Below are 23,808 nucleotides of genomic sequence, written 5' to 3'. Positions count from 1 at the left end.
TTAATTTAAGAATTGGGCAATTTTGATTTTAATAAGTATGTTAAAATCTTGTAACCTTCATGAGTCAGATGTACACCATCAACCGTATATGCTGGGTCAAGCTGGCCGTTTTTGTTGATAATATTTGAAAATATATCAACATATTTAACGTTTGAAAATTGTTCAGCTTCTTCTTGAAGTTTTAGGTTTATATTTTTAATTTCATGATTTTTACATTTTATAAAGTTTTCTGATAACTCTTCATTAATAGGCAGAATACTTATAATGTAGCCTTGTGTTTCTTGAGGTATCTCTTTACAAAAAGATTTAATATCAGACAGATAAGTATTAGTTTGTTGTTCATTTATCCCTGACTTTAAATTATTGATACCGATTAAAAGAACCATGACAGAAGGCTTTTTTACAGCTAACTTTGAAAACCAGTCCTTTAAAGCTGTTGTTGTTTCTCCTCCAATGCCTCGGTTTTTAAAGCGAGAATCATTAAACAGTTCTGACCAGTGCCCGCTTTCTGTAATGGAGTCTCCGACCATCAAAATGTCGGAGTCATTTGATGGAAGAGCTAGAAGTGATTCGATTTTGTTTTTTCTCATTTTAGCAAATGAATCACCAATGGCTTCATTTTGAACAACTTGTTTATATTTTGCCTTCAAATATTCTATTCCTCCACGCGAATGGACAAAATAGGCAGCAAAAAGCAGCATCACTGCGTTAATGCTTAACAAAGTATAGAACATCAACTTCATGAATTTAATCCCGTCCGTTAGGGCAATTTTTACAAAAAGCATAATCTCCATTAGCTTTTTTGTAATTGGAGCGGAAATTTTTTGCTCTCGTGCTGTTCCAGATTTCATCGAAACTATGTTCAAAGGCATTCCCATAACAAAGAGCTTCGGGCATAGATGGCTGGGCAACACAGCATGGAAAAATGGAACCATCGCTGTTTAGAAATGCTCCGGTATAGACTCCAGAACAGGAACCCGTAGGTTCATGAAATAAATTGTTTTCACGCATCAAGTTAAGCTTACTGTCGTAACGGTATTTATTGTATTCAGTGTACTTGCGCGGATGCCATTCTTCATATTTTTCAAGAGTAGTACTGCAAGGCATAGTGGTACTCATGCTTAAATTTTCCGGCGGAATGATAAACCCGTCGTAATATATTTTTACAAAATCATAGCCTTCAAATATTTTTTCAGCCTTGCCGTAGTCGTCTTCAGTATATTTGTTAATGAGAAATCTTAAATGAACAGTAGCAGGTTTATTTTTTTGAGAATTTAATTCGCAATAGGCTTTTATTCTTTTAATTACATTTTCAATGTTTCCGCCAATGCGGTATTTAGAATAGTTCTCTTGTGTAATACAATCTACGCCAAAATGAATGTTGTTAATGTCTGTCCGCGCTAAATTCTCAGGATCAAAGACACTTCCATTATTTTCTAATGTAATAAAAATTCCTTTATTTGCAGCATAGTTAATCATTTCATATATGTTCGGGTGTAGAAAACTTTCCCCTGCCCCTGTAAGGGATATAAACCAGATTTTTTTATATATTTGATCTATGAACTTCTTATATTTTTCAAAGTCCATAAATTTATCTCTTTTAGATAATATTTCTTTGCCGCCTTCTATCCCATGAAGACAAGACAGGCATCGGTAGTTACATGCCCTGGTCGGCTCTATAGAAATTTGTGTAGGGTAGTATGGAAGATTACCTGTATATTTTAAGTGCCTGTTTAGTTTAGAAAGAACTGCGTTGTAAATTTTTGATCCACTATGCTTTGATTCAATAATATATTTAAGCTGTTCAATGGGGGAATGTTTTTTTACAAGGGCGATGAATCCATTTTTAAAGCTAGTTTTCATTGAAATATCTCCTTATTCGGCTACAATTAGTAATCAAAAACAGCACCGCTCCAACTGAGCCCAATGCCGAAGCCGAAGGTTAATATCTTGTTTCCCTTTTTAAGCCTGCCTGCTTCTTCTGTTCTTTTAAGAGCAATGGGGATTGATGAGGATGTAGTATTTCCTACCTCCTCCAGATCTATAATAAGTTTATTTTCAGGTATATTCAGTTTTTTGCCGATGGACTCGAGAACGTACCTGCTTGCCTGATGTAAGACAAATAAGTCTATATCATCCATTGCAAGATTAGCTTTTTCTATTAATTTTGAAATTTCGGATGGTATGGTTCCCAACGTAAAAAGAAATACGCCGTATCCGTCCATTTCAAAGTTCGGCTTCTGAATCGGTTGATTTGCCATATCCCCGGTGACAACGCTGATGCCTGAATTTTTGCAGACAATCGCTTTGTTTCTACTGCCGTCTGTGCCGAAATGAAAGACGGGATCTTCATCCGGGCTATCTATAATTGTTGCACTGGCTCCGTCAGAAAAAAGAAGAAATGCTTTTTTATTCTCGGGGTTGATAACTTTTGAATAATTATCAACAGTAACCAGTAAAACTCTTTTTGAAATTCCAGACCGGAGATAGCTGTATCCTGTTGCAAGACCATACCCGTAGCCACTGCATCCAAGACTCAGATCAAAGCATTTTGTCGAGCGATCTAAGCCGAGCTTATCCTGGAGCATGGCGGAGCAATGAGGGAGCAGAGTGTCCGGTGTCTGCGTGCAGACTATTAAAGTATCCGGCAAGTCTGCAAGTCCTGTGAGAGCTTTGGATGCGGCTTTAAAGGCCATATCAAGAGTTGTTTCCTCGGCATCAGCATGGTGGAGAAATCTTACCCCTGTCTTTGGCAGGGTTTCAGAAATATTCCAATCCGGTTTTTCCTTGTCGAGCAGAACGCAGTCGACAATTTTTTCCGGTTGGTAATATTCAACTCTATGAATTAAATTAGGCATCAATCAATCCATGAGAGTCAAGAGTTCCGATGATTTCCTCTACGGAAAGGGCGATCGCTAGTTCAGGTATGTTTGCGGCTTTGCCGTCGGTTTCCTGATCAATACGTGTGAGAATTTGTAGCTGTGCCAGACTGTCCCATTTTTCAAGTGTTTGGTGGGAGTCCGTCATGGTGACGGCTTCTTTTTGGTCAAGAACTTCTTGAATGAGTGTGAGTACTTTTGCTTTATTCAAAATATTGTCCTCTGTTTTTAGAGTTCTGGGTTTGATAATGTATAGTTGATTGGTGCAAGCTACTTATTGTAAAAGCTTACATCAATCCGCCATCGATAGTAATTTCTGATCCATTTAGGTAGTCGGATTTAATTATGTATTCAATGGCATAAAAAATGTTTTTACATTCACCGAATTTTCTTGAAGGAATTCTTTCTAATACGGTTTTTTGTCTATTGCTATCAAGGGTTTTTGTTAGCCCGGTATTAAAATATCCGAGAGTTAATGTGTTCGCAGTAATCCCAAATCGTCCGTATTCATGAGCCATGGTTTTGGTCATGGCTGTCACACCTGCCTTGCTTGCTGCATATGCGGCAGCACCAACAACGCTGTTTTTTGCAACGACAGAAGAGATATTAATTATCCGACCCCATCCTGCGCGCATCATTAAAGGGATAGTTGTCTGTAAAATTTTAATTCCGCCATTGAGATTGATATTGAGCACTGTGTCCCATTCTTCGGAAGAATAGCCGAGGAATAGCTTGTCTATTGAGATAGAAGATAAATTTATCAGGGTGATATTTTCCTTAAGCTTTCCGATTTTTTCACAGAAAGAGTTGATAGACTCTTTGCAGGTAAGATCAAGTTCTGCACATGTGAATTTTTTATTATCTATAAATTCGGAGAGCTTTTCTCTGTTCCGTGCTGTGCCCAGAACTGTGTCTGTCTCAAGCAGCATGGGGAGCAATTGTTTGCCTATATCACTGGACGCGCCGATCAAAATAATCATTTGGCAGGCTCCTTAACCGGGTAAAGAATGCCATCTTTTTTGTTAAAGAAGGCTTTTAGAATCATAGGCTTTATTATTTTTTTAAAGATAAAGTTTTTTAGCTTGCTGGGTTCCGTGTGCCAATATTGTTTTTGTTCAACAAGGATTTTCATCGCATTTAATTGGTCGGGTAGATCAAGAGTGTAAAAATCTAAATTTTGGCCAAAGAAATGTTTTTGAGGTTGTGCCTTTGTTCCAATAAAAACATCGTAGTTCGATCTATAGTAAGCAAATCCATCTGTGTCTTTGAATGGTTTCCTAATTTCTTCGTCATTGATTTTTAATCGGCACATTATGGGGGTATCTAAGTCTTGATAGCCAGGGATATGTTTGGGAACAAATTGTTCAATGTAATGGAAGCTTATTGATGTTGGGTAAACTCCAATAGAAATTTCCTTTGCTCCCAATTCGTACAAGCGAGCAAAAGGGGAATTCGGAGAATAGCAATATTCTGATTTATGATGATCTGCAACAATCCATTTTGCATTTTTTCCAAAAGCACATACGGAGTGTGTCGGGTGAATACTCCGCAGAACTCCGGGCGTTCGTCTGAATAATTCGTTAACTAGACTAAGCTGATCGGTGGTGGTTTTGGAGTCGAAGAACGGGTTATCCGCTAGAAAAAGTATAGGGCTTTTATTGAAAGTGTAGGACGACATGACAAGAGTACCATTGGGCGTGAAATAATCCATAAGTGCTTTCAGAAAAGCTTGTACTCCGCCTTCAAAGGCTAAACCGGCAGAAAGAGAAATTCTTACAAACACAGTGTCGGTAGAGAGTATTCCGGCATTGGTTAATTGGTCGGATATTTCGGAGACAGGGATGCTTCCGGGAGCATAGTCCAAATTGTAACCGATATTTCTTTTGTGTTCCATGGCCTTACGAGAGTTCTTTTTTCTGATGACTCCGTAACGAGAGTAGGCAGCTAAAGCTAGTTTTCTATATATATTCAAAAACATTTATGTTCCAGATTGTTGTTCGGTTGTTTCCTTGTTTGTTAAGAAAAACTGAACAAACTGTCAAGAGTAAATGGGGCGACTTCTGTTCAATTGAATAGATCTCTGTAAAGAATGGTAGAAATATTAGACTGTTGCAGAGTTTCGAGAATTATGTCTATTTTGCCATTTTTTATCACATCATACGGGTCGAAATAGTGTGTTAAAAATAATTTATTTTCTACAATGACTTGTATTGTTTTTTGAAATTCCTGAACAAACTTAGCATCATCACCTAGAAAAGGTTTTTTTTTGCGTAACATGTTCCATGAATCAAAAATAGCTAATGGGAAGTTGAGACTGCACCCAGTGGGTATTTCCATTATTCCATGTGAGTGCATGGAGGGCGCTCCGAATCCTTTATAGCCGCAAGCGGCAGTAGAGCTGCTGTACTTGTATCCGAGTTCTGCAAGTATTGGATAGACTGATTCAGTATGCAGATTGCCGTAATGGGGCGTTCTGAAACCGATAGGGTCTATCCCTAAAATTTTATGGCAAATCTCGTGGGCTTTTTCGATTTCATCTTTTTGTTCTGTGTAGGGCAGTTTGTTAAAATACCTGTCTGGCGCCCAGTGCGGATTATCTGGATGGGTGTATGAGTGGTTAATAATCTCATGCCCAGCGTCAACAGCTCTTTTGTGAATATCAGGATATTTTTCAACAAACTTACCTATGACAGCAAATCCTGCCTGAATGTTATGTTTTTTCAGTACATCAAGCAGGTACGGAAATGCTTCAATGTCCTTTTCGAAGTCGAAATCGAACGTGAGGACATATGCCGCAGTGCCAAACGGGTTTTTTTGTTTACTCATGAATTTGAGGAAAAAATCAGCTGGCGCGGTTTTGTGGATAACAGTTCTCGCTAAAAAAGCTGCATAGCGATTCTTGTAAGTCCTTAAGAGTGGGCCCCAAATCACTTTAAAACTCCAGATTCATATAGTTTAATTTCATCATCAAGAGCTCTGGCAATGACATCACCAATTCCTTTAGCTTTTTGGTATTCTTCTGTAGATCCGAACTGTGGGTGTTCGTATGTGGCTTGATGGAGTGATGCAAGAAATTTTAGTTGTGCATCTTCAGTGAATTGTATGTTTTCAATCGCGCTCCATACATCTTGCGGTTTTTCTAAACGGATGTTGTTACCACAAAGGTTGTAATATGGTGCTCCGAGGCAAAGAACAGGTTTGCCGGTTGCAACTGCCTCAAGGCCGGCGGTTGTTCCTGTTGCGGTAATAACCGCTTCACTTTTTAGAATTAGATCACGAGTCGGATATGATGGAGGAAGCAAAACAACATTTGGGAGAAGAGCCAATTCTTTATAGAAAGATGGAGCTCTGTTACCATAGCAAACCGGGTGTTCTTTTATGGCAAGTGTATACCCGCATTTGCCATGAATCGCAATTTGTTCAAGCATGTGTTCTTGATTTGCATACTCTGGAGCCTGTGAGCACATAGTCGCTTCAGGTGTTAATTGCAGGAAATAGCATATTATTTTGCCATCAGGTATTTTTTTAGAAAAATATTTTGCAGAAAGTATTCTGTTTTTAAGCTTTATTATTGCAGGTAGAAGAGTCTCTCCATTGATGATTCTTTTAATTTTATTTAATATTTGGTGAAAAGAATAACGGGGAAGTAGTCCTGATATTTTTACATAGTAATCATCATATTTGCTTGTCAGCCTATCTTTTTTATATTTAGAGACAGTTGCAATTGCCCATATCATGGATTCTTCAGAAAGATGGCTGTTGTTAAGTATCCATTCAATTCTAGAGCTTCGTCTGTGTTGACCGGTCGCAATGTATAATCTTAACTCCCCTCCAACAGACATTACACCACGTTCAAACATTTTTTTTATAAAGCCTTTTTCCGCCATTCTGCTAATAATCATTGAATCTATTAAGTCCAAAGTTTCACAAAAAGCGTAGTCAACATTATGTTCTTGTATTATTTTTAAGAAGAAATTGTAGTAGAAATAAACTTGCTGAGGGATATGCTCGTTTGTTTCTTTGTGGATATTTGTTACACCATATCTGCTGACAAATTTTCTGTATAATAGGTAATTGATGTTAAACTCATAGCAGTTTAATCCTAGTTTTTTTTCAATAGTTTTAATGTCTATGAGTTGTTCTTCAGTTAGCTTTTTATAAATATCTTGCCTTTCTAGGGCTGGTATAATCGTGATATCTTTTATCTGTTGGTACCTGTTAATATTGGATTTATCCGCGATGACAATGATATTGTGTTCTTTTTTTAGCAGATGAATTGCTTCTATAAGAGCTGCATCAAGCCTTCCGCGGCTTAAAATAAGAATGGTAGTTTTTTCCATATTGTTCCCGATAGAAGATATAACTAATCTTATACTGTTTTTAGCTTAAGAGATTCCAATGTATAGGGGTGCCTTTTTTTATGTTACTCAAGGCAAGTTTACCAATTATTTCTTCGAAATGACGAGTGTGCAAACCATTGTTAGGTCTTACACATTTGATGTTTTGAGATGTTACTGACTCGCCTTGGGCTATATCTTTACTTGCAAAAATAGATTTTCTGAAAACCCTTCCGGCTTTTTCTTTTTCGGTTATTTGGTATTGCACTTTTCCTAAAGCTTTTTCTGCGTTCCTTATGGAGATGACCATTGCTTTCAGTTCTTCAGCTTCAAGTGAGAAAGAGCTGTCGGGGCCTCCGTCTGATCTTGATTTTATGAAGTGCTTTTCAATAACACAGGCTCCTAAAGCAACAGCCGCTACAGGAATTTCTATTCCAAGCGAATGATCAGAGAGGCCGCACGGAACTCCGAAAGTTTCCTGCATATTCATAATGGTATGCAGATTCATGGATTCAGGAGGAGCCGGATAGGCGCTGGTGCATTTTAATAAAATAAGATCTGTTCCGCCTGCTTGGCGAAATGCGGTTACCGCTTCATCTATTTCGGATAACGTACCCATACCGGTGGACATAATGACTGGTTTTTGGGTGGCGGCTACTTTTTTTATTAATGGAATATCTACAAGTTCAAAAGAGGCAATTTTGTAAACAGGTACATCCATTTCTTCTAGAAAATCGACAGCCGAAGCATCGAATGGAGTCGAGAAAAAATCAAGACCAAGATTGTCAGCAATTTTTTTAAGTTTAGGCTGCCACTCCCACGGGGTGTAAGCTGTACCGTAAAGAGAATGGAGTGTTTGTCCTTCCCATATGGTTCCTTTACCTATTTTGAAATATTCATTGTCACAATCCAGTGTGATGGTATCAGGCGTGTAAGTTTGTATTTTAATTGCATCGACGCCGCATTCTTTGGCGATATGAATAAGCTCAACAGCTGCATCAAAATTTTGGTTATGATTCGCAGACATCTCAGCGATTATATATGTTGGATGTCCTGGGCCGATGTGGCGATCTTTAATATTAAAAGTATTCATTTTATTTCTCTTTCGAAGTTTGTGGAGACCATATTTTTATAGGATAGTGGGTGATATGGTCTGTTTAGTTTTTAGCTTAATTAGTTGTATTTTTTTCTTGGCAATATTCTTCTAGCGCTGTGTTTGGTGATCTTCCTTGTCTAATTATTTTTAAACAATCAGGTCCGGCATTTAAAAGTAAATCTAGGGCAGATGCGTATGGAGTAAAGCCTGATACTGTCTGGCGATATTCATAAGGAACATAGTTTTGAACGTAGACATTTATGGAGTTTGAATCGAATATTTCTTTGTCTTCAACAATGTAATTAATGCTTCCGGGGGGAGTTATATATTCGTTGCTTTTGACCTTATTCAAGATGTCCACTAATAATTTAGACCTATTGCCTGTTGTGTTCAATTTTGATGATGTAATAAAGTTAGTCGTTATTCCAAATTTTGTGCAAAACCACTTTATTAGGCCGATATTTAGCTCTGAGAGGGATAAAGATTGTGAAAGATCTTTCATAACAATACAGAATTCATCATAAAAATCATTGTAGTAGGCAGCCTTAGAGTAGTTATTTTTTATTGTACGAAGATGTTTTTGTACAAAATGGGCTGATTCTATTTTTGTTTCGTTAATGAGTTGTTTATATGCTCCCTTTGAAGAAATAGGGATTGTTAGAAATTCTAATCCCCTAGGAGTTAATATCCTATTACGTTGTTGCCAGCTTCTTTTGTCAAAAATTACATTGTCAAAAAAAACAAAAGTATCGACTTGGTCTATTAAATCAAAATATCCTACCCATGAAAGGTAGGTTGGTTGCATTATCGCACAAATCAAAATATTATTCCTCCAAGCGAGTGCTTACAGCTTTTTGCCGTAAATGATTGTGTCAGCGTTAAAAATTTTCATTTCTTTTTGTATTTCATCAAAGGTACGCCTTAAAATAATTAAGCTTTCTTCTTTCAGTTTAATGTGTTTTTGAACAAGGTCTTTTATTTCCCATTCCTCAAAGAATAATTGAGAGGTACCTTTTTCGCCTGTCGTGTCTGAATTAAGTTTCCATTGGTTTTTTCCAATTTGATCACCGAATCCACATCTAAAATCTGAGGTATGGCGTGTAATTAAAAAGAAGAATCCATCTTTTTTTAGAACTTTAGAAACAAAGTCGAAAGTGTCTTTAATTTCTTTAATACTCATGTAATTAATTACGTTAGGTAGTATTACAGAATCATATTTATTTTCTAGTTTTGTAGATATTTCAGCTAAAAGTCCTTCTATAAAAAGAGAATTAACGTCAAATTGCTCAAAGTTGCTTTTGGCTGCAGCAATGGAGTTGCTGCAAATATCTGTACCGGTCACATTCCAGCCATTTTCGGCGAAAAGTCTAAGATTGTTACCATGACCGCATCCAATTTCAAGAACATTTCCTTTTTCGGTATGAAGTCTATTTTTATAAAAAAAGCGAATAAGATTAATATCTGGATATATAAGGCCTTGCCATTTTTTCATGATATTTTTCCTGACTGAATTGTTATTGCGTCGATTATTCTTTCTGTTCCTTTGCCGTCGACAATCTTTTTTGCTTTTTGTCCCATAGATGTATAAAGGTCTGGCGTTGTAAAAAAAAGTTTCAAAGATTCAATTATTCTTAGTTTAGAGGAAGCATCAAATTTACCGATATTTATTGATACTCCTGCTTTTTCTAATGCTGTAGCAAGGCCCGTTTGATTATTTGCAGTGATTATTGTGATTATTGGTTTGCCTTGTGAGCAGAATTCAAAGCATGAAGATCCTCCTGCACTAATTACGACATTTGCTTCTCTAATTAGCTTTGCCATATTGTTAACATTTGATTTTATGCGAAGTGTATTTGCGTGTTTTTCCGCATAAGTATTAAGTGCTTTAGTATGTGGGTTAGCAGGGCCAACGACTAATATTATTTTAATTTTGTCTGAGAAATATTGTAAAGCAGTAAGGACCTTAAGCGAGATGTTATCAATATCAGCTCCTCCCATACTTATTAATATTTGAGGTTTAAGATCTTGTGTTTCCTTTTTACATTGCACTTTTTGTCTAAACTCATCTCTGAGCATTGCGTATTTAGCGCCAGCTAAGACTATAGAATTTTCGTTTGTTTTGTATTTGATATCTTCAGAACCAAGATTTTGATTCAGAATTATTGACGCGAAGTATTTCTCCAAGTGATTGTAATCGTCTACTAAAATTATTTTTTTAAAATGCGTATAAAGCTGTTTTTGGTAAGCAGAATCAAAAAAATAACCATCTAGAATAATCCAGCTTTTTGAAGGTGATTTTCTCGCTTCTTTTAATAGCAGAGTCATATCAGAATCTGAATCAGGATATGATTGTTGCAAGGGTAGAAAGTCGACTTGAAATTCGTTAATTTTTTTAATTAATTCTTTACTCTCAATATTCCCGACAAGAATGGCTTTCCCGCCTCTCTTAACCCACTCCTGTGCAAGAGCAAGGCAACGCATGACATGTCCTATGCCGATGTTAGGATTTGCGTCGGCCCGGATTATTAAGTTTTCATCTTTAAGAGAAACAGTCATATTTACCTTTTGAGATTTGTTTTGTTAGCGGTTTAAAAGTTTATACATAAACTCAGCTGTTTCCCAATCCTCAAGAGTGTCAATATCCTGCACTAGATGTCTAGGAAGAATAACAGGGCGTGACTCATTAGTATAAAATCTTGGTTCTTTTATAAAGCTTTGGCAATTTATCCAGTAAAATTGCCCTGCATCGTGGTATGCTTCGGGTAAGTCCTGTGACCGAGTGTTCTCATGTTCGGGCCAAAACATTTCAAGCTGATCGTCAGATGTTATTTTTAATGCTCTTTGAATCGGAAATGGAAAAGATGTGACAGCAAAGGATGATGAAGTTTTTCCCTCTTTTACAAGTTTAAAGCCCTCAATCAGGTCTGTGGTTCTGACAAAAGGAGCTGTTGCATATATACAGCAGGCGAATTCTGGATTGAAGCCGTTTTTCAAGAGCCATTCAAGTGTATGGGTGATAACTGGAGCTGTTGCCGTGTGATCATCAGATAATTCGGCTGGTCGCATAAAAGGAACGGATGCTCCTAAATCTTTAGCTGTATTTGCAATAAGCTCAGAGTCGGTAGACACAATAACTTGGTCAAATAGCTTGCTGTCGATTGCAGCTTTAATTGAGTAGTGCATAATGGGATTGCCGGAAAACATTTTAACATTCTTATTTTTAATACGCTTGCTTCCACCACGAGCTGGTATAATGGCTACATTCATAATTAGAGATTTCCTGCAAGAAAGGTTTTAATTGTTGAAGTGACTGACCGAACATCAGCGTCTTCCATCAATGGAAACATCGGTAACGAAATGATTCCGTTGTAAGCTTCTTCTGCAACCGGGCACATGCCTTCATGGGTACCGAATGTTTTTTGGTAGTACGGGTGCATATGTACCGGAATATAGTGAACCTGAACTCCAAGGCCGTTTTCACGAAGATAGTCAAACAATGCCTTGCGTTTAGGAGCGCAGTCAGAGCCTTTTAGTCTGATCACGTACAGATGATAAGCGTGATGGGCTCCGGGTCTGAGGCCTAAAGGAGCTAACTCTTTTATTTCAGCAAATTCGTGAGCATAGAGGTCTGCTATTTCACGTCTTCTTTCTATCCATTGTTCAAGCTTTTCGAGCTGACTGAGTCCCAGTGCACACTGGAAATCTGTCAGTCTGTAGTTGAACCCGAGGTCTTCCATCTCATAGAACCAGCCGTCCCGTTGTCTGAAATCAGCTGTTATTCCATGATTGCGGAAAATGCGCATGCGTCTGTCATATTCTGGATTATCGGTAACGGCCATTCCGCCTTCGCCCGTGGTCATGTGTTTAACCGGGTGGAAGCTATAGAGTGAAATGTCCGCAAGAGATCCGACCATTTTTCCGTTCAGGTTGCCTCCGATGCTATGACAGGCATCGGCAGCGAGGAATAGGCCGTGTTTGTCTGCAATCGTTCTAAGCGCGTCATAATCGCAGGGCTGACCAGCATAGTCTACGGCAATAATCCCTTTGGTCTTCGGAGTTATGAGTTGTTCAACTTTTTCAGGAGAGATCAGCAGTGTATCCGGGTCGACGTCGGCGAAGATCGGAGTTGCGCCCATATATGCAACGCAGTTTGCCGAAGCTGCAAATGTCATAGGAGGAACAATGACTTCGTCTCCTTCTTTGACTTCAAAGGCATACATCGCGGCGTGCAGAGCGGCTGTTCCGCTGTTCACTGCAACTCCATGCGCAACATTGGAGAGCTTGGCAATGGCCTGTTCGAACTCAGAGACTTTGGGGCCGGTGGTGAGCCATCCGGAAGTTAGGGCGTCAGCAACAGCCTTCAAGTCGTGTTCGTCTATAGATTGACATCCATAAGGTATTTTTTTGGGATTACCCATAATTTTTCTCTATTTTTCAATCTGAAGGGTGGAGATCATCTTCAAAAGGTCTTCGCCATCAATCCATTCAGTGTTTTTATCCGAACTGTATACAAATTCTTCTTGAACCGGTTTTCCACCAATCTGATTATATTTGGTCTTCATGAATTCAGAGTCAGGTTTAATTACATAGTAATTATCAAACTCTGATGTATTTCTTGAGTCGTCAGCTGAGATCATTACTTCATGAAGCTTTTCGCCGGGGCGGATTCCGATATGTTTAATTTCGCAATCAGGACCCATTGCTTTGGCAAGGTCGACCATGTTCATACTGGGGATTTTCTGTACGAAAATTTCTCCGCCTACCATTCTTTCAAACCCATCAAGAACAAAGTTTACGGATTGTTCAAGAGTTATCCAGAAACGGGTCATGCGGGGGTCTGTAATGGTCAGGGTTCCGGTTTCTTTTTGTTTAAGGAATAAAGGAATAACACTTCCGCGACTTCCGACGACGTTACCGTAACGAACTACACTGAATTGGGTTTCGCCGGCACCTGCGTAGAGATTGCCTGCTACAAAAAGTTTATCAGAGCAAAGTTTTGTAGCTCCGTAAAGATTTGCGGGACTTACGGCTTTGTCGGTGCTGAGTGCAATAACTTTTTTAACACCCACATCAATAGCGGTGTTGATGATGTTTTGTGCACCGAGGACGTTTGTCTTGATCGCTTCAAAGGGGTTATATTCCGATGCAGGAACCTGCTTCATGGCAGCGGCATGAATGACGTAGTCTACGCCTTTAAATGCACGGTACAGTCTTTCTTTATCCCTTACGTCGCCGATGAAATAACGCATGCATGGGAACTCTTTAGCAGAAAATTTACGTGCCATTTCATACTGTTTAAATTCGTCACGGCTGTAGATAATGACTCTTTTGGGAGAGAACTTCTTTAAAAGCATTTCAGTACATTTATGTCCGAAAGATCCGGTTCCGCCAGTGATCAGGATACTTTTATTATTAAACATTATTGCTCCTTAAGAAATAGGGTTCTATGTTGTGACAAGGCTGATGCCTTTATTGTCGATTTTATATACTTTGTCGCACTGTTTTATTGTCGAAAGTCTGTGCGCGATTATTATCAGAGTCTTGTCTTCACTTACTTTGAAAATACGTTGCATAATTTTTCCTTCCGTCTCTTTATCCAACGCCGAGGTTGCTTCATCCAGAACCAGAACATCAGGTTCTCCGTATAAAGCTCTGGCAATAGCTATTCTTTGTTTTTGTCCCCCGGATAGCTGGGCTCCGTTTTCACCCACCTGCGTATTGATTCCGTTGTGCTTATTAAGGAACGTGGTCAATTCAGCCTTATCCAGCGCGTTTTTAACTTTTTCTTCATCATATGCTCGTCCAAAAGTTACATTTTGCGCAACTGTTGAGTCGAATAAGTAGATGGATTGCGGGATATACCCAATTTTTACCCGCCATGAAAGAAGATTCTTCTCTGTCAGAGGTATATCGTCAACTGCGAATTTTCCGGAAAAAGACGTATACATCCCGATAACGATGTCGGCTAAAGTGCTTTTTCCCGCGCCGCTTTCACCTATAAATGCAATCTTCTCACCTTTTTTAATGGTGAGATTAATATTTTCCAGTATGATATTTTCATCATACTTGAATGATAGGTTGTTTAGCGTAATATTTTTATTATATGTGAGAGGCGCAGATCCTAGTTTATGTGTGTCTATCTGGTAGTCCGCAAGCACAAGTTCTAGCGTTTTATTAAAGTAAATCATGTTGTTATATCCGCTTAGGATCCTGTTCACAGACGGAAGTAAACGGTACATTGCCAGAGCATAAAGCGAGAGAATTGGAATAATTTGTTGTACTTCCATATTGTAATGGATGGCACAGACAATGGCGGCAATGAGTAAAGAAAACCCGATGCATTCAAGCGAAAGGCGAGGAATTGTATTATAGGTGGCGTTCATTATTGTGGCTTTTGTCAGTCCGTCGCCTGCTTTGTCCAGAGATTTGATAGTGGAATCTTCGCAGGAAAGAAGTTTGATGAACTTCAAATTTCCAAAAGATTCATTAATGACTCTGTAGAAAACTTGTTGGAAATCGTTACGCTTAAGTCCTTCTTTTTTAATTAATGTTGAGACTGTTTTGATTAGAAAAAGAACCATTATTCCTAGAAAAACTGTGATTGCTAAAGTTATTTTGTAGTTTACAACTAAGAGAGTCGCATACAGAAATGTCGTAACAAATACTTCTGAGATAACCAGCAGGAGGGAGTAGTAGTAACCTCCTGCATATTGTGCTTCGGAAACAAGGTTTTTGGTCAGGTCGGAAGTATTCCTCTTCATCATATCTTGATATTTGATATGCATATAGTTGGAGAACAGCTTTGTTGAAATTGAACGGAATACGCCTTGAGAGAATTTTTGAATAAGGTAGGTGTATCCCAGATTCATGAACCCGCGTGCAAAGTAGAACCCGATAAGCGCTATACCGAAGCAAAGGACAAAGGTTTTGGGTTCAGTGAAGTTCAGAACGTTGTAAACATATCTGTAATACTCATTTGAGTGTACGAGGTTAAAGTCGTTCGCAAGCGTGATGAACGGTAAGATAGCCGAAATTCCAACGGTTTCAATGCAGGAAATAATTATAGAGATGAAGACCAGCGTAATCATTTTTTTGCGCTGCGATTCGTTTAATATGGTAATGATAGTTTTAAACATTATTTGCTTCTGACTCCTGCGTCCCTTTTACTCTTCAATCTTATAATCATTCATATACCAATCAACAGTCTCTTTAAGACCTATTTCAAGTGGAACTTCTGGGGTGTATTTTAGTATTTTGTTAGATTTTGAAATGTCAGAGAGGCGGTCTTTTACTGCGTCCCAGTCGCGTTTTTCAATAAATACTATTTCAGAAGAAGAGTTGGTGTATTTAATGATCAGTTTTGCAAGATCAATGATCTGGGTGGGTTTTCCGGTTCCGCCGTTGAAGACGTCACCATCTGTAACTTCAGATGTTGCTGCCAGAGTCAAAAGCTGAGCGGTATTGCCGACAAAAGTAAAATCTCTGGTTTCAGTGCCGTCTCCGGTGATATTAAGAGGTTCGCCTTTTATTGCGCGCACGATGAAATTAGGTATAACGTTGCGATATGCTCCGTGCGGTTCATACGGGCCGTATGTATTGAAAACCCTTATGGATACACAGGGTAGTGAATACATGGAAGCATAATATTTTACGTACAGTTCGGCGGTGTATTTGTTGATGGCATATGGAGTTTCATGGGGGTAGATATAGTCCTCTTCGCGCATGATAGCCGCGTCTCCGTAGACGCATGAAGATGATGTGTAGACGAACTTTTTAAGTTCAGTATTTTCTTTACATATTTCAAGCAGGTTCATTGTTCCGATGATATTTGCCTGAACATCTTTGAACGGGTGATCCACTGAGTTCTGATTCGCAAAATGGGCTGCGAGATGAAAAACATAGTTCGGCTTGAATTCTTCCATCACTGACCGATAAGTCTCGATTTTACCGATATCGGAATTATGAAAAATAATGCGCTCATCATCAGGAAGATAATTCTTATAGCCTGAGGAAAGGTCGTCGAGAACCAGAATTTGTCCGACGTCACAGCGAAGCAGTCTTTCAATTAAATTCAGGCCGATTGCTCCGGCTCCACCAGTTACAAGAATTTTGGCATTATTCATCTATCAAAGCCTCGCGTATTTTTTCGTAGTTATTATTCATGTTGTAGAATTCTTGGCAGTTCTCTTTGAGAGTGGAACCGTCGGTATTTTCGAGCCGATTCAGCAGCGCTGCTATTGCCGTAACATCTGAACTGTCCGCAATGAGCAAATCTTTTTGAATCTTTCTAACAATGTCGGTTGTTGTGGATGAAAGCGGAGTGAGTGCCGCAACCGGCTTTCCTGCTCCTATATAATCCGCAAGCTTAGATGGGAAAAACGGTGAATTATTCAGGGGGGCATCGATTACCAATAATATGTCAGCATCGGAAAGCACCTGAATTGATTTCAAATACGGAATAGGATCAAAAATTTTAATCAAATCAGGACATTTTTCCTGAGCCAGCTCGCGTTCGTCATCTTTCATGCGCCCGTAAAAATGAAATTCCAGGTTTTTAGGTTGAACCTGTTCAATCGCTTCAATAAGCGGAATTACTGTGCGCAGTCCGTAAATATTTCCTGTATGAGCAACTATCTTTTTGCCACTGTCAGATTCTTTTCGGCTGTAGAGCTCGGGGTCAAAAACATGAGGCAGAACTCTGATTTTTTCATTGTCGGCTTTAAGCCCGTTAACAAACATGTCGCGGGTTTTTTCAGAGGTAACGGTGATTTTGTCGACCTTTGAAATTATGCCTGATTCAAGACCCTTGTTGATCTTTTTCTGGAGTCCTGTTCTGTAGGATATGTATGGATTCATGGTCCATGGATCGGAAAAATGTGCGGTCCAGTGGATTGTCTTAATAACCTTTTTTACCTCAAATCCAGCCAGATGGTTAACCAGAGGAGTTGAGTGTGTGTAAAGGTTTTTGATTTTAAATTCTGATATAATTTTAAGCGCAGCTTTTACGGCAGGAAATTTCCACCAGAGTTTGCGGTCGGTAATTTCAAGTCCGCCGCAAATGTAGTGCAGTGCTTTTTCCGCGGGCAGCTTATTAACCCTGTGGATGGTCAGGTTTTCGTGCTCGCGGTTAAGCGTCGGGTCAATGAATTCGAAGTCAGGATTATCACAGGCGGTCAGCACATGAACGTTGTGCCCTTTCTGAGCCAAAGCAATAGCTCTGCGTTGAACCTGAATTGATTCCGGCGACAGAATCGGCGGGAAATCATATGCTATAAAAAGTATAGATTTTTTCATGAGTTTGTTAGTGTCCTGTGAATCTCGGTAAAAACAGATTCTGCATGATTGGGGTTCCAATGCGAATCAGCATACTTTGCTGCCATCTCTCCAAACTTTTTACGATTGTCTTCATTTGAAAAGAAATCAATTCCTTTGCTGTATCCTTCGGGAGAATCGTCAACCAGCATTGCCCAGCCGTTTTTATATTCGGGAACAGCTTTCCCCTTTCGTGAATTGACCAGAATAGGTAGTCCGCAAAGTGAGGCTTCAAGTACCGTTTTAGGGAGTTCGCTATATTGGGAATGTCCGGCGAAAATATCATATTCATGCATTGTGCGACAAAGTTCATCATTCGTCAGAGCCGGAATAAAGTGAATTTTATCGTTAAGCCCAAGAGTAGAGCTTAATTTTTTCATCTCTATTTCTTTTGTTCCGCTTCCGACTATGGTCAATTCAACATTTTTGCCCTGCATTCCCTTGATTATGTTTTCAGGGTTTTTGGCCGGGATAAGCCTGCCTACATATAAAATTTGTAGTGGAGATTTTGAGCAATAGCTTTGTTTGCGGGAAAGGGGCCCAGAATTAATAACATTGTACGCGGTAATTGGATTTTTTACTCCACGGTTGCGCGCATAATCAACAATTGAGCCATATACGCAACTTACTTTGTCTGCATATTTCAGAGTATACTTTTCAAGTGCTTTTGAAAGGTGATAAAATACTTGGGTTTTGAAGCCTACCTCTGTTCTTGAACGTGTTGCATCCGGCTGTGTGTGTAGGGATACAAACAGGGGAATGTTAAGTTCTTCCCGGATGCGGGCGCCGATATATCCGTTAAGAAAGTTGCCGTAACAGCGTACAAGCTGAGGCTTGATTTCTTTTGCTAGCTCAATGCCTTGTTCAGCCCATTTTTTAAGGAGAAATGGTCTCCATAGAGTTTTAGCGAGTAATGACATTCCTGAAGGGAGATTATGCAACGTAAGTTTGGCATCTCCAACGGTTCGCTGCAAAGCTTCAATATCCGGCTTGTCATCATTGGTCATCAGAATATGTACGTGCTTGAACAGGCCGCCGGGATTATAGTAGCGGTCTATCAGTTCGCCTTTCGCAATTATGTGCGAAAGGCGATCTGTTATTATGACAAGCAGTGTTTCTTGCACTCTTTTATTAAGCGTTTTTAATGGCGTCTGCGATGTATTCCTGTGCGTCCCTTTCGAGGTAGGGGTGCATGGGGATTGCAAAAATGCGTTTTGCAGTGTCTTCACTTATCGGACAATCGCCAGCTTTATAGCCGAGTTCTTTGAATGCGGTTTGTAGGTGCAGCGGAATAGGATAATAGATAGGAGAAGGAACACCTTTTTCTTTAAGTGCAGCCTGAATCCTGTCGCGGTGTGCGCTGTCTTTTGCAAGCGGGCAATACTGCGCCCATACGGAAAGGTCACCTTCGGGAGTGCTTGGAGGAGTCAGCCCTTCGATATCTTTCAGAAGCTCAGCGTAAGTTGCAGCAACTTTGTCGCGCAATTCAACTTCTTCGGGGAAAATATCAAATTTAGCATGGAGAGCGGCAGCTTGAAGAGTGTCCAGTCTACCGGTGATGCCGAGGCAGATATTGTCATACTTGTCTGGGCCCTGTCCGTGTACACGGTGTGAGCGCAGACGTTCGATCAGTTTGTCATCATCAGTGAAACACATGCCACCGTCTCCGTAACAACCGAGAGGCTTGGCTGGAAAGAAAGATGTGCAGGAAATATCACCGAACGTACCCGATTTTCTGCCCTTATACTCTCCGCCGAAGCTCTGAGCTCCATCTTCAATAATGAAAAGGTCATGCTTGTCAGCGATTGCTTTAATTGCATCGTAATCAGCAGGCAGTCCGAAAATTCCTACGCTGATAATGCCTCTGGCAGTGAGTCCTTTTACCTTAGGAAGAGGATAGCCGTTGTCGCTTCCCTTGAGAGCTTCGATAGTTTTTTCGAGCTTTGCAGGGTCGATGTTGAAAGTTACGGGGTCAATGTCTACGTATACCGGAGTTGCACCTAGAAGAGCGATAGCTTCAGCTGTTGCAAAAAAAGTGAAGGGGGTGGTGAACACAGCGTCGCCTGGTTTTACATCGAGAGCCATGAGCGCAAGAGTCAGTGCATCAGTTCCTGATGCGCACCCCAGTCCGTGTTTTGCTCCGCAGTATTCAGCGAGTTTTTTTTCAAGAGCTGGAATTTCGGGACCCATAATGTAGGCGCCATGTTCCATAACGGCGTCCATGTTGCTACGGACTTGTTTTTCAATACGCGAATATTGTTTTTTTAGATCGATAAAAGGAATATTCATGAGATTAATTCTCCATTTTTAAGCAGATTCTTATCATAGATATTTAGACAACCTTCCAATTAGGCCGTTTTAAATAAATATTACTAGTTGTTGTAAATTCTTCTGTGCCGAGGACCATGAATCTGATTTTACGTTGAATTGCTTCTTCCGCTTTGGCGCAAAGATCAACAATTCTGTCCGAGTCGATGTCGTCGCCGATAATGAGGACGTCAATCAGCCCGGAGTCAATGCCTTTGGCGTAGTCGTCAAGAACATAGACTGAATCAACATCTCCGATAGTGGAGAGTATGTATTCGAGGATCTGGTCGATTCCGATATATTTGCGGACTATTGAACTGATTTCTGGAAAGAAGGGGTGAGAGGAGTTGGCGTTGTAGAATATGTAACGCCCTTCTTTTTTCTTGTTCAGGTATCCTGCGTCACTTAAGCCGTCCAGTTCTTCCTTCATTGCGTTGGGAGAAACATCAAATTCGGCAGCTAATTCACGCAAGTAGGAGGAGACTCCCGGATTGAGGAATAACTTAAGCAGAAGTTTGATTCTGGTTTTTGATGTAAATAGTTGCTTTAACATGATGCTAGTTTGTTAGGTTATTCTGAACGAACTGTCAATATTAGAGGGGCTTTTCTTGACGGTATTGATGATTAGTCAAGAATCCAAATAGCGTTGTGCTGGTTCAGATTACCAACTAAACGACCTATATCTTGAAATATAGCTTGAAAATGTTGTTCGCGAGTGCCTTGAAAAGAGAGTTTATTTGCTTGAAATTTAGTTGTTTCTTCAATTAATTCGTAAACGTTGTTCAGAACATTTATGTGTTCATAAAGATATGCTTCTCGCGGTGTTAAAACTAATTCTGTCGTTCCAAATTTGAGAGTAGTTACGTTGTTTGATGTGGATACTTTTTCTATGTCCGTTCTATTTAAGTGAAGTCTCTGCATTAGAGGATTGCTGGAGTTATAGTATTTCCGGTTGAGAGCCGCCGCTTCCTTGAATGCGAGAGCATTGTCTGGGTGTTTATTCAGCTCTGCTAGTAGGATCGCATGTCTAGAGAGAGGGTGGTTAGGAAATTGACTTGTAAGAAAATTTAAAAGTATTTGGTTTTTTTGTTTTAAAGCAAGAGTGAACACAGACTGATTTAAATAATATCCAGAGCTTGCTGTTTTAGGAATAAAAAAAGGGTCGGCACCGGTTTTTAGAAGTATTTTGATAATTTCTGAATTTGGAGAAAAAACTGCCGCAACGAACAGTGGAGATGCTCCATAGGTATTTATGGAGTTGACGTCCGCTCCCAGAAGGATTGCACTTTTGATCATGTTGATATTGCCGGACATGATTGCATCTTGTAGTGATATTTCTTTAAAATATTGGTGATGAATCATACCATTTTTTTCTAAGATCGGTTTTATCCTTTCTGGTTTTGCATAGAGAATTGATTTACCGGTAAATAGCAATTTGGTTTGTCCTAACTTTTCGATATTTTCATATAATAAAATTATTAAGTCATTTCGGTGTGTTTCACAAATTGCTTGAATAAACGAATCTGTATCTAAGTCTTTATTCCAATTGTTGATTATGTCTAAAAGATCGGCCGAGGTTATTGTTTTATAGTTTGCCGGGTTGATCTTGTTGCTATTTTCAATGGATACTTTTTCTGTCTGTGATGATCGTAAAAGTTTTACAAAAAGTTTTAACCCGGAAGTATTTAAATGAGACGGATCATAAAAAAGTGAGGTTTTACCAATAAATTCTGGGTGCAACTGAAAATTTAACAACCCTCCACATGCAATTGCCGCATTGTTTAAAATCGACGTAACTTTGGTTTGCAACGATGATATAAAAGGTTGTTGCCAAGGTGTTGTGAAAAAGGTTGTTTCAATAGCGTGATTAGCGCTGAAGGAATTTATTTTTTTCAGTGAATTTAAAAAGTACGGGGTTACAACGTGGCTTGAAAAATGAGGTTGCCTTGTTTTGTAAGGGGTTTCTTGTTTATGCAACGTTCCATATGAATCTATGTAGTTAGGATAGTTGGATTCACTGAGTTTTTGGTTGTTTGCAGTAAGGCAGTTCCAGGCTTCTTCAATCTTTTTAGGCCCAAGGTTTTTAAGTGTTTCGAGTAGTAAGGTCCCTTTATTGAGCATTTCAGGGGCTGCACTTGTATAATGAAATCCGTTAATGTCCACTAAAAAATAGATATGGGTAATGTTGGCAAGTTGTTTTTTATTGAGCATTTCGAGGAGAGCAAGAATGTCTCCAGGGTTATTATATAGGGAGGTACTAAAATTTAAGACTGGTTCACCCATAATCTCAGAGGATAGAAGCATTGTTCTGCTGCTGCCAAACACAAGTGCATATTTTCCGTCATAGAGTTTCGAGGAGACTTGTAATGCGGTTGTTTTTTCAGCCTTAAGTTTCAGTTTGTTGTAATCTCCCTCGATTAAGCGAAACTCTCCGTAAGGGTCTATAATAAAGTTAACAGTGACGATCAAACCTATTACCAGCGCGGTAAGTATCGAAAGAGTCCGTATGGTCCATTTGCGTTCAGACATATTAAAAATCGAAGTAGAGAAAGGTTTGGTAAGAGTATAGTTTTATGAAGGAAATCACAAAGAAGGTTAACGTTAATGCTGATTCTTTGAAAGAAAATTTCATTTCGTGGGAGATTTCAACAGAGTTCTTGAATAGAGCTGTGAAGGCGATAAGTCCCATACATGCTCCAAGCAGTATAAAATCATCTGTAAGGGTAAGGGCTGTAGAAAAGCCAACATTGACCATGCCCATCATTCCTTTGAATATTTTTATTGCATCATAAGTAGTTGTGGCTCTAAACAGTACCCAACATGCGTTGACATACAGGAAGGTGAGAATCCACCCGGCATAAATTGGGAGTTTTCCACCTGTATTTTGCCAGATTCTGTGAATCACAATAGCACCGCCATGCAAGCCGCCCCATAGTACAAAGTTCCAACCTGCTCCATGCCAAAGTCCGATCAAAAGGAATGATGAAAAAAGGTTTGCCAGCGTTCTATAGCTTCCCTTGCGGCTTCCTCCTAAGGGAATATAGATATAGTCACGTACAAATCTACCAAGAGTTATATGCCATTTTCTCCAGAATTCTTGTATATTAGTTGATTTGTAGGGCGAATTAAAATTGTTAGGAAGTTTTATGTTGAAAAGCAATCCCAGTCCGAGAGCCATGTCTGTGTAGCCACTGAAATCAAAATAAAGTTGACAGGTATATGCAAGACTTGTTGCCCATGAATCCCAGAATGGTAATGCTAAGGCATTATCAAAGCCTTTTTCTACATATGGAGCTAAAGAGTCAGCAATAACTATCTTTTTGAATAATCCTATGCTGAAGAGAAAAAAGCCTTGCCCTATATTGTTATAATTTAAATTCCCGGCATCAGAGGCGTTAAATTGAGGTGTAATTTCGTGTTGATAGCTGATCGGTCCGGCGACAAGTTGAGGGAAGAAGGAAACAAAAAGGGTATAATCTAGCAAGTTGCATCTATCAGCTTTGCCGCGATAGGTGTCTACCAGAAAGGATATTTGCTGAAATGTATAGAAGCTGACTCCTAGTGGGATAATAACTTTTTCAGTTATTGATGGCATTCCTGTCAGTCCGGCGATGTTATCAAAAAAGAAATTTTTGTATTTAAAGTATCCAAGTACAGAAATGTTTCCACAAACAGCGAGTGAAAGTATGGATTTACTACGCCAGCGGTGCAAGGCTTCAGCCATCATAAAATTCCATATGATGGTTCCACTGAGCAGGAAAAGGTATTCTGTTTTCCACCATGCGTAGAAAATAAAGGATGCGCACACCAGAAAGAGCTTGCCTGCAAAGTGCAAGTTGAAACCTCGTAAGAGGAAATAAAATGCAAATACGAGAGG

At 39.3% G+C, this 23,808-nt stretch carries 23 protein-coding genes; all 23 read right to left on the bottom strand.

Annotated features, from left to right (window positions below; all coding sequences use genetic code 11):
* Positions 1–5 precede the first annotated feature (5 nt).
* The 23 genes from JEY82_RS16050 to JEY82_RS15940 all read right to left on the bottom strand — a co-directional run bounded on the left by JEY82_RS16050 (position 6) and on the right by JEY82_RS15940 (position 23,766).
* Positions 6–743 (bottom strand): GDSL-type esterase/lipase family protein, encoded by a 738-nt coding sequence (locus tag JEY82_RS16050; RefSeq protein WP_304087464.1) that lies wholly within the window; start codon positions 741–743, stop codon positions 6–8.
* Between the two features lie 4 nt (positions 744–747).
* Positions 748–1,863, bottom strand: coding sequence for a radical SAM protein (locus JEY82_RS16045; RefSeq protein WP_304087462.1), 1,116 nt, complete (start codon positions 1,861–1,863; stop codon positions 748–750).
* Between the two features lie 26 nt (positions 1,864–1,889).
* Positions 1,890–2,858, bottom strand: a complete 969-nt coding sequence (locus tag JEY82_RS16040; RefSeq protein WP_304087460.1) for a ketoacyl-ACP synthase III — start codon at positions 2,856–2,858, stop codon at positions 1,890–1,892.
* On the bottom strand, positions 2,851–3,090 hold the full coding sequence (locus tag JEY82_RS16035; protein WP_304087459.1) for a hypothetical protein: 240 nt from the start codon (positions 3,088–3,090) through the stop codon (positions 2,851–2,853). The genes JEY82_RS16040 and JEY82_RS16035 overlap by 8 nt, the downstream gene beginning before the upstream one ends.
* A 76-nt stretch (positions 3,091–3,166) precedes the next feature.
* Complete coding sequence (locus JEY82_RS16030) at positions 3,167–3,859, bottom strand: SDR family NAD(P)-dependent oxidoreductase (RefSeq protein ID WP_304087458.1); 693 nt, start codon at positions 3,857–3,859, stop codon at positions 3,167–3,169.
* Positions 3,856–4,857 carry an AAC(3) family N-acetyltransferase gene (locus tag JEY82_RS16025; protein WP_304087456.1) on the bottom strand — a complete coding sequence of 334 codons (1,002 nt, stop codon included), beginning with the start codon at positions 4,855–4,857 and terminating at the stop codon, positions 3,856–3,858. Before JEY82_RS16025 ends, JEY82_RS16030 begins: the two co-directional genes overlap by 4 nt.
* Positions 4,858–4,943: 86 nt before the next feature.
* The gene (locus tag JEY82_RS16020) at positions 4,944–5,810 is read right to left on the bottom strand and encodes a polysaccharide deacetylase family protein (RefSeq protein WP_304087454.1); all 867 of its coding nucleotides are present in this window, start codon (positions 5,808–5,810) and stop codon (positions 4,944–4,946) included.
* Positions 5,807–7,219, bottom strand: coding sequence for a hypothetical protein (locus tag JEY82_RS16015; protein WP_304087452.1), 1,413 nt, complete (start codon positions 7,217–7,219; stop codon positions 5,807–5,809). Before JEY82_RS16015 ends, JEY82_RS16020 begins: the two co-directional genes overlap by 4 nt.
* 40 nt (positions 7,220–7,259) lie before the next feature.
* Positions 7,260–8,309, bottom strand: coding sequence for a pseudaminic acid synthase (gene pseI / locus JEY82_RS16010; RefSeq protein WP_304087450.1), 1,050 nt, complete (start codon positions 8,307–8,309; stop codon positions 7,260–7,262).
* Positions 8,310–8,385: 76 nt separating this feature from the next.
* Positions 8,386–9,132: a WbqC family protein gene (locus tag JEY82_RS16005; RefSeq protein ID WP_304087448.1), complete on the bottom strand. Its 747-nt coding sequence runs from the start codon at positions 9,130–9,132 to the stop codon at positions 8,386–8,388.
* A gap of 24 nt (positions 9,133–9,156) precedes the next feature.
* Positions 9,157–9,804: a bifunctional 2-polyprenyl-6-hydroxyphenol methylase/3-demethylubiquinol 3-O-methyltransferase UbiG gene (locus JEY82_RS16000; protein ID WP_304087446.1), complete on the bottom strand. Its 648-nt coding sequence runs from the start codon at positions 9,802–9,804 to the stop codon at positions 9,157–9,159.
* Positions 9,801–10,868 carry a UDP-2,4-diacetamido-2,4,6-trideoxy-beta-L-altropyranose hydrolase gene (pseG, locus tag JEY82_RS15995; RefSeq protein WP_304087444.1) on the bottom strand — a complete coding sequence of 356 codons (1,068 nt, stop codon included), beginning with the start codon at positions 10,866–10,868 and terminating at the stop codon, positions 9,801–9,803. The genes JEY82_RS16000 and pseG overlap by 4 nt, the downstream gene beginning before the upstream one ends.
* Positions 10,869–10,892: 24 nt before the next feature.
* Positions 10,893–11,579: a pseudaminic acid cytidylyltransferase gene (pseF, locus tag JEY82_RS15990; protein WP_304087443.1), complete on the bottom strand. Its 687-nt coding sequence runs from the start codon at positions 11,577–11,579 to the stop codon at positions 10,893–10,895.
* A gap of 2 nt (positions 11,580–11,581) precedes the next feature.
* Positions 11,582–12,730, bottom strand: coding sequence for a UDP-4-amino-4,6-dideoxy-N-acetyl-beta-L-altrosamine transaminase (pseC, locus tag JEY82_RS15985; RefSeq protein ID WP_304087441.1), 1,149 nt, complete (start codon positions 12,728–12,730; stop codon positions 11,582–11,584).
* Between the two features lie 9 nt (positions 12,731–12,739).
* On the bottom strand, positions 12,740–13,732 hold the full coding sequence (pseB, locus tag JEY82_RS15980) for a UDP-N-acetylglucosamine 4,6-dehydratase (inverting) (RefSeq protein WP_304087439.1): 993 nt from the start codon (positions 13,730–13,732) through the stop codon (positions 12,740–12,742).
* A gap of 24 nt (positions 13,733–13,756) precedes the next feature.
* Complete coding sequence (locus JEY82_RS15975; protein WP_304087437.1) at positions 13,757–15,448, bottom strand: ABC transporter ATP-binding protein; 1,692 nt, start codon at positions 15,446–15,448, stop codon at positions 13,757–13,759.
* A gap of 27 nt (positions 15,449–15,475) precedes the next feature.
* On the bottom strand, positions 15,476–16,435 hold the full coding sequence (locus tag JEY82_RS15970) for an NAD-dependent epimerase/dehydratase family protein (RefSeq protein ID WP_304087435.1): 960 nt from the start codon (positions 16,433–16,435) through the stop codon (positions 15,476–15,478).
* Complete coding sequence (locus JEY82_RS15965; protein ID WP_304087433.1) at positions 16,428–17,606, bottom strand: glycosyltransferase; 1,179 nt, start codon at positions 17,604–17,606, stop codon at positions 16,428–16,430. Before JEY82_RS15965 ends, JEY82_RS15970 begins: the two co-directional genes overlap by 8 nt.
* Positions 17,603–18,748, bottom strand: a complete 1,146-nt coding sequence (locus tag JEY82_RS15960; RefSeq protein WP_304087432.1) for a glycosyltransferase — start codon at positions 18,746–18,748, stop codon at positions 17,603–17,605. Before JEY82_RS15960 ends, JEY82_RS15965 begins: the two co-directional genes overlap by 4 nt.
* Before the next feature lie 7 nt (positions 18,749–18,755).
* Entirely contained in the window at positions 18,756–19,913 is a 1,158-nt protein-coding gene (locus JEY82_RS15955; RefSeq protein WP_304087430.1) for a DegT/DnrJ/EryC1/StrS aminotransferase family protein, read from the bottom strand.
* A 43-nt stretch (positions 19,914–19,956) separates the two neighbouring features.
* On the bottom strand, positions 19,957–20,484 hold the full coding sequence (locus JEY82_RS15950; RefSeq protein WP_304087428.1) for a winged helix-turn-helix domain-containing protein: 528 nt from the start codon (positions 20,482–20,484) through the stop codon (positions 19,957–19,959).
* Positions 20,485–20,555: 71 nt separating this feature from the next.
* A complete protein-coding gene (locus JEY82_RS15945) occupies positions 20,556–22,460 on the bottom strand; it encodes a hypothetical protein (RefSeq protein ID WP_304087426.1) in 1,905 nt (634 codons plus the stop codon).
* A gap of 1 nt (position 22,461) precedes the next feature.
* Positions 22,462–23,766 carry an MBOAT family protein gene (locus tag JEY82_RS15940; protein ID WP_304087424.1) on the bottom strand — a complete coding sequence of 435 codons (1,305 nt, stop codon included), beginning with the start codon at positions 23,764–23,766 and terminating at the stop codon, positions 22,462–22,464.
* Positions 23,767–23,808: the final 42 nt, after the last annotated feature.

Source organism: Maridesulfovibrio ferrireducens (genome assembly GCF_016342405.1).
GTDB classification, from domain to species: domain Bacteria; phylum Desulfobacterota; class Desulfovibrionia; order Desulfovibrionales; family Desulfovibrionaceae; genus Maridesulfovibrio; species Maridesulfovibrio ferrireducens_A.
This window is presented reverse-complemented; position numbering and strand designations above follow the sequence as displayed.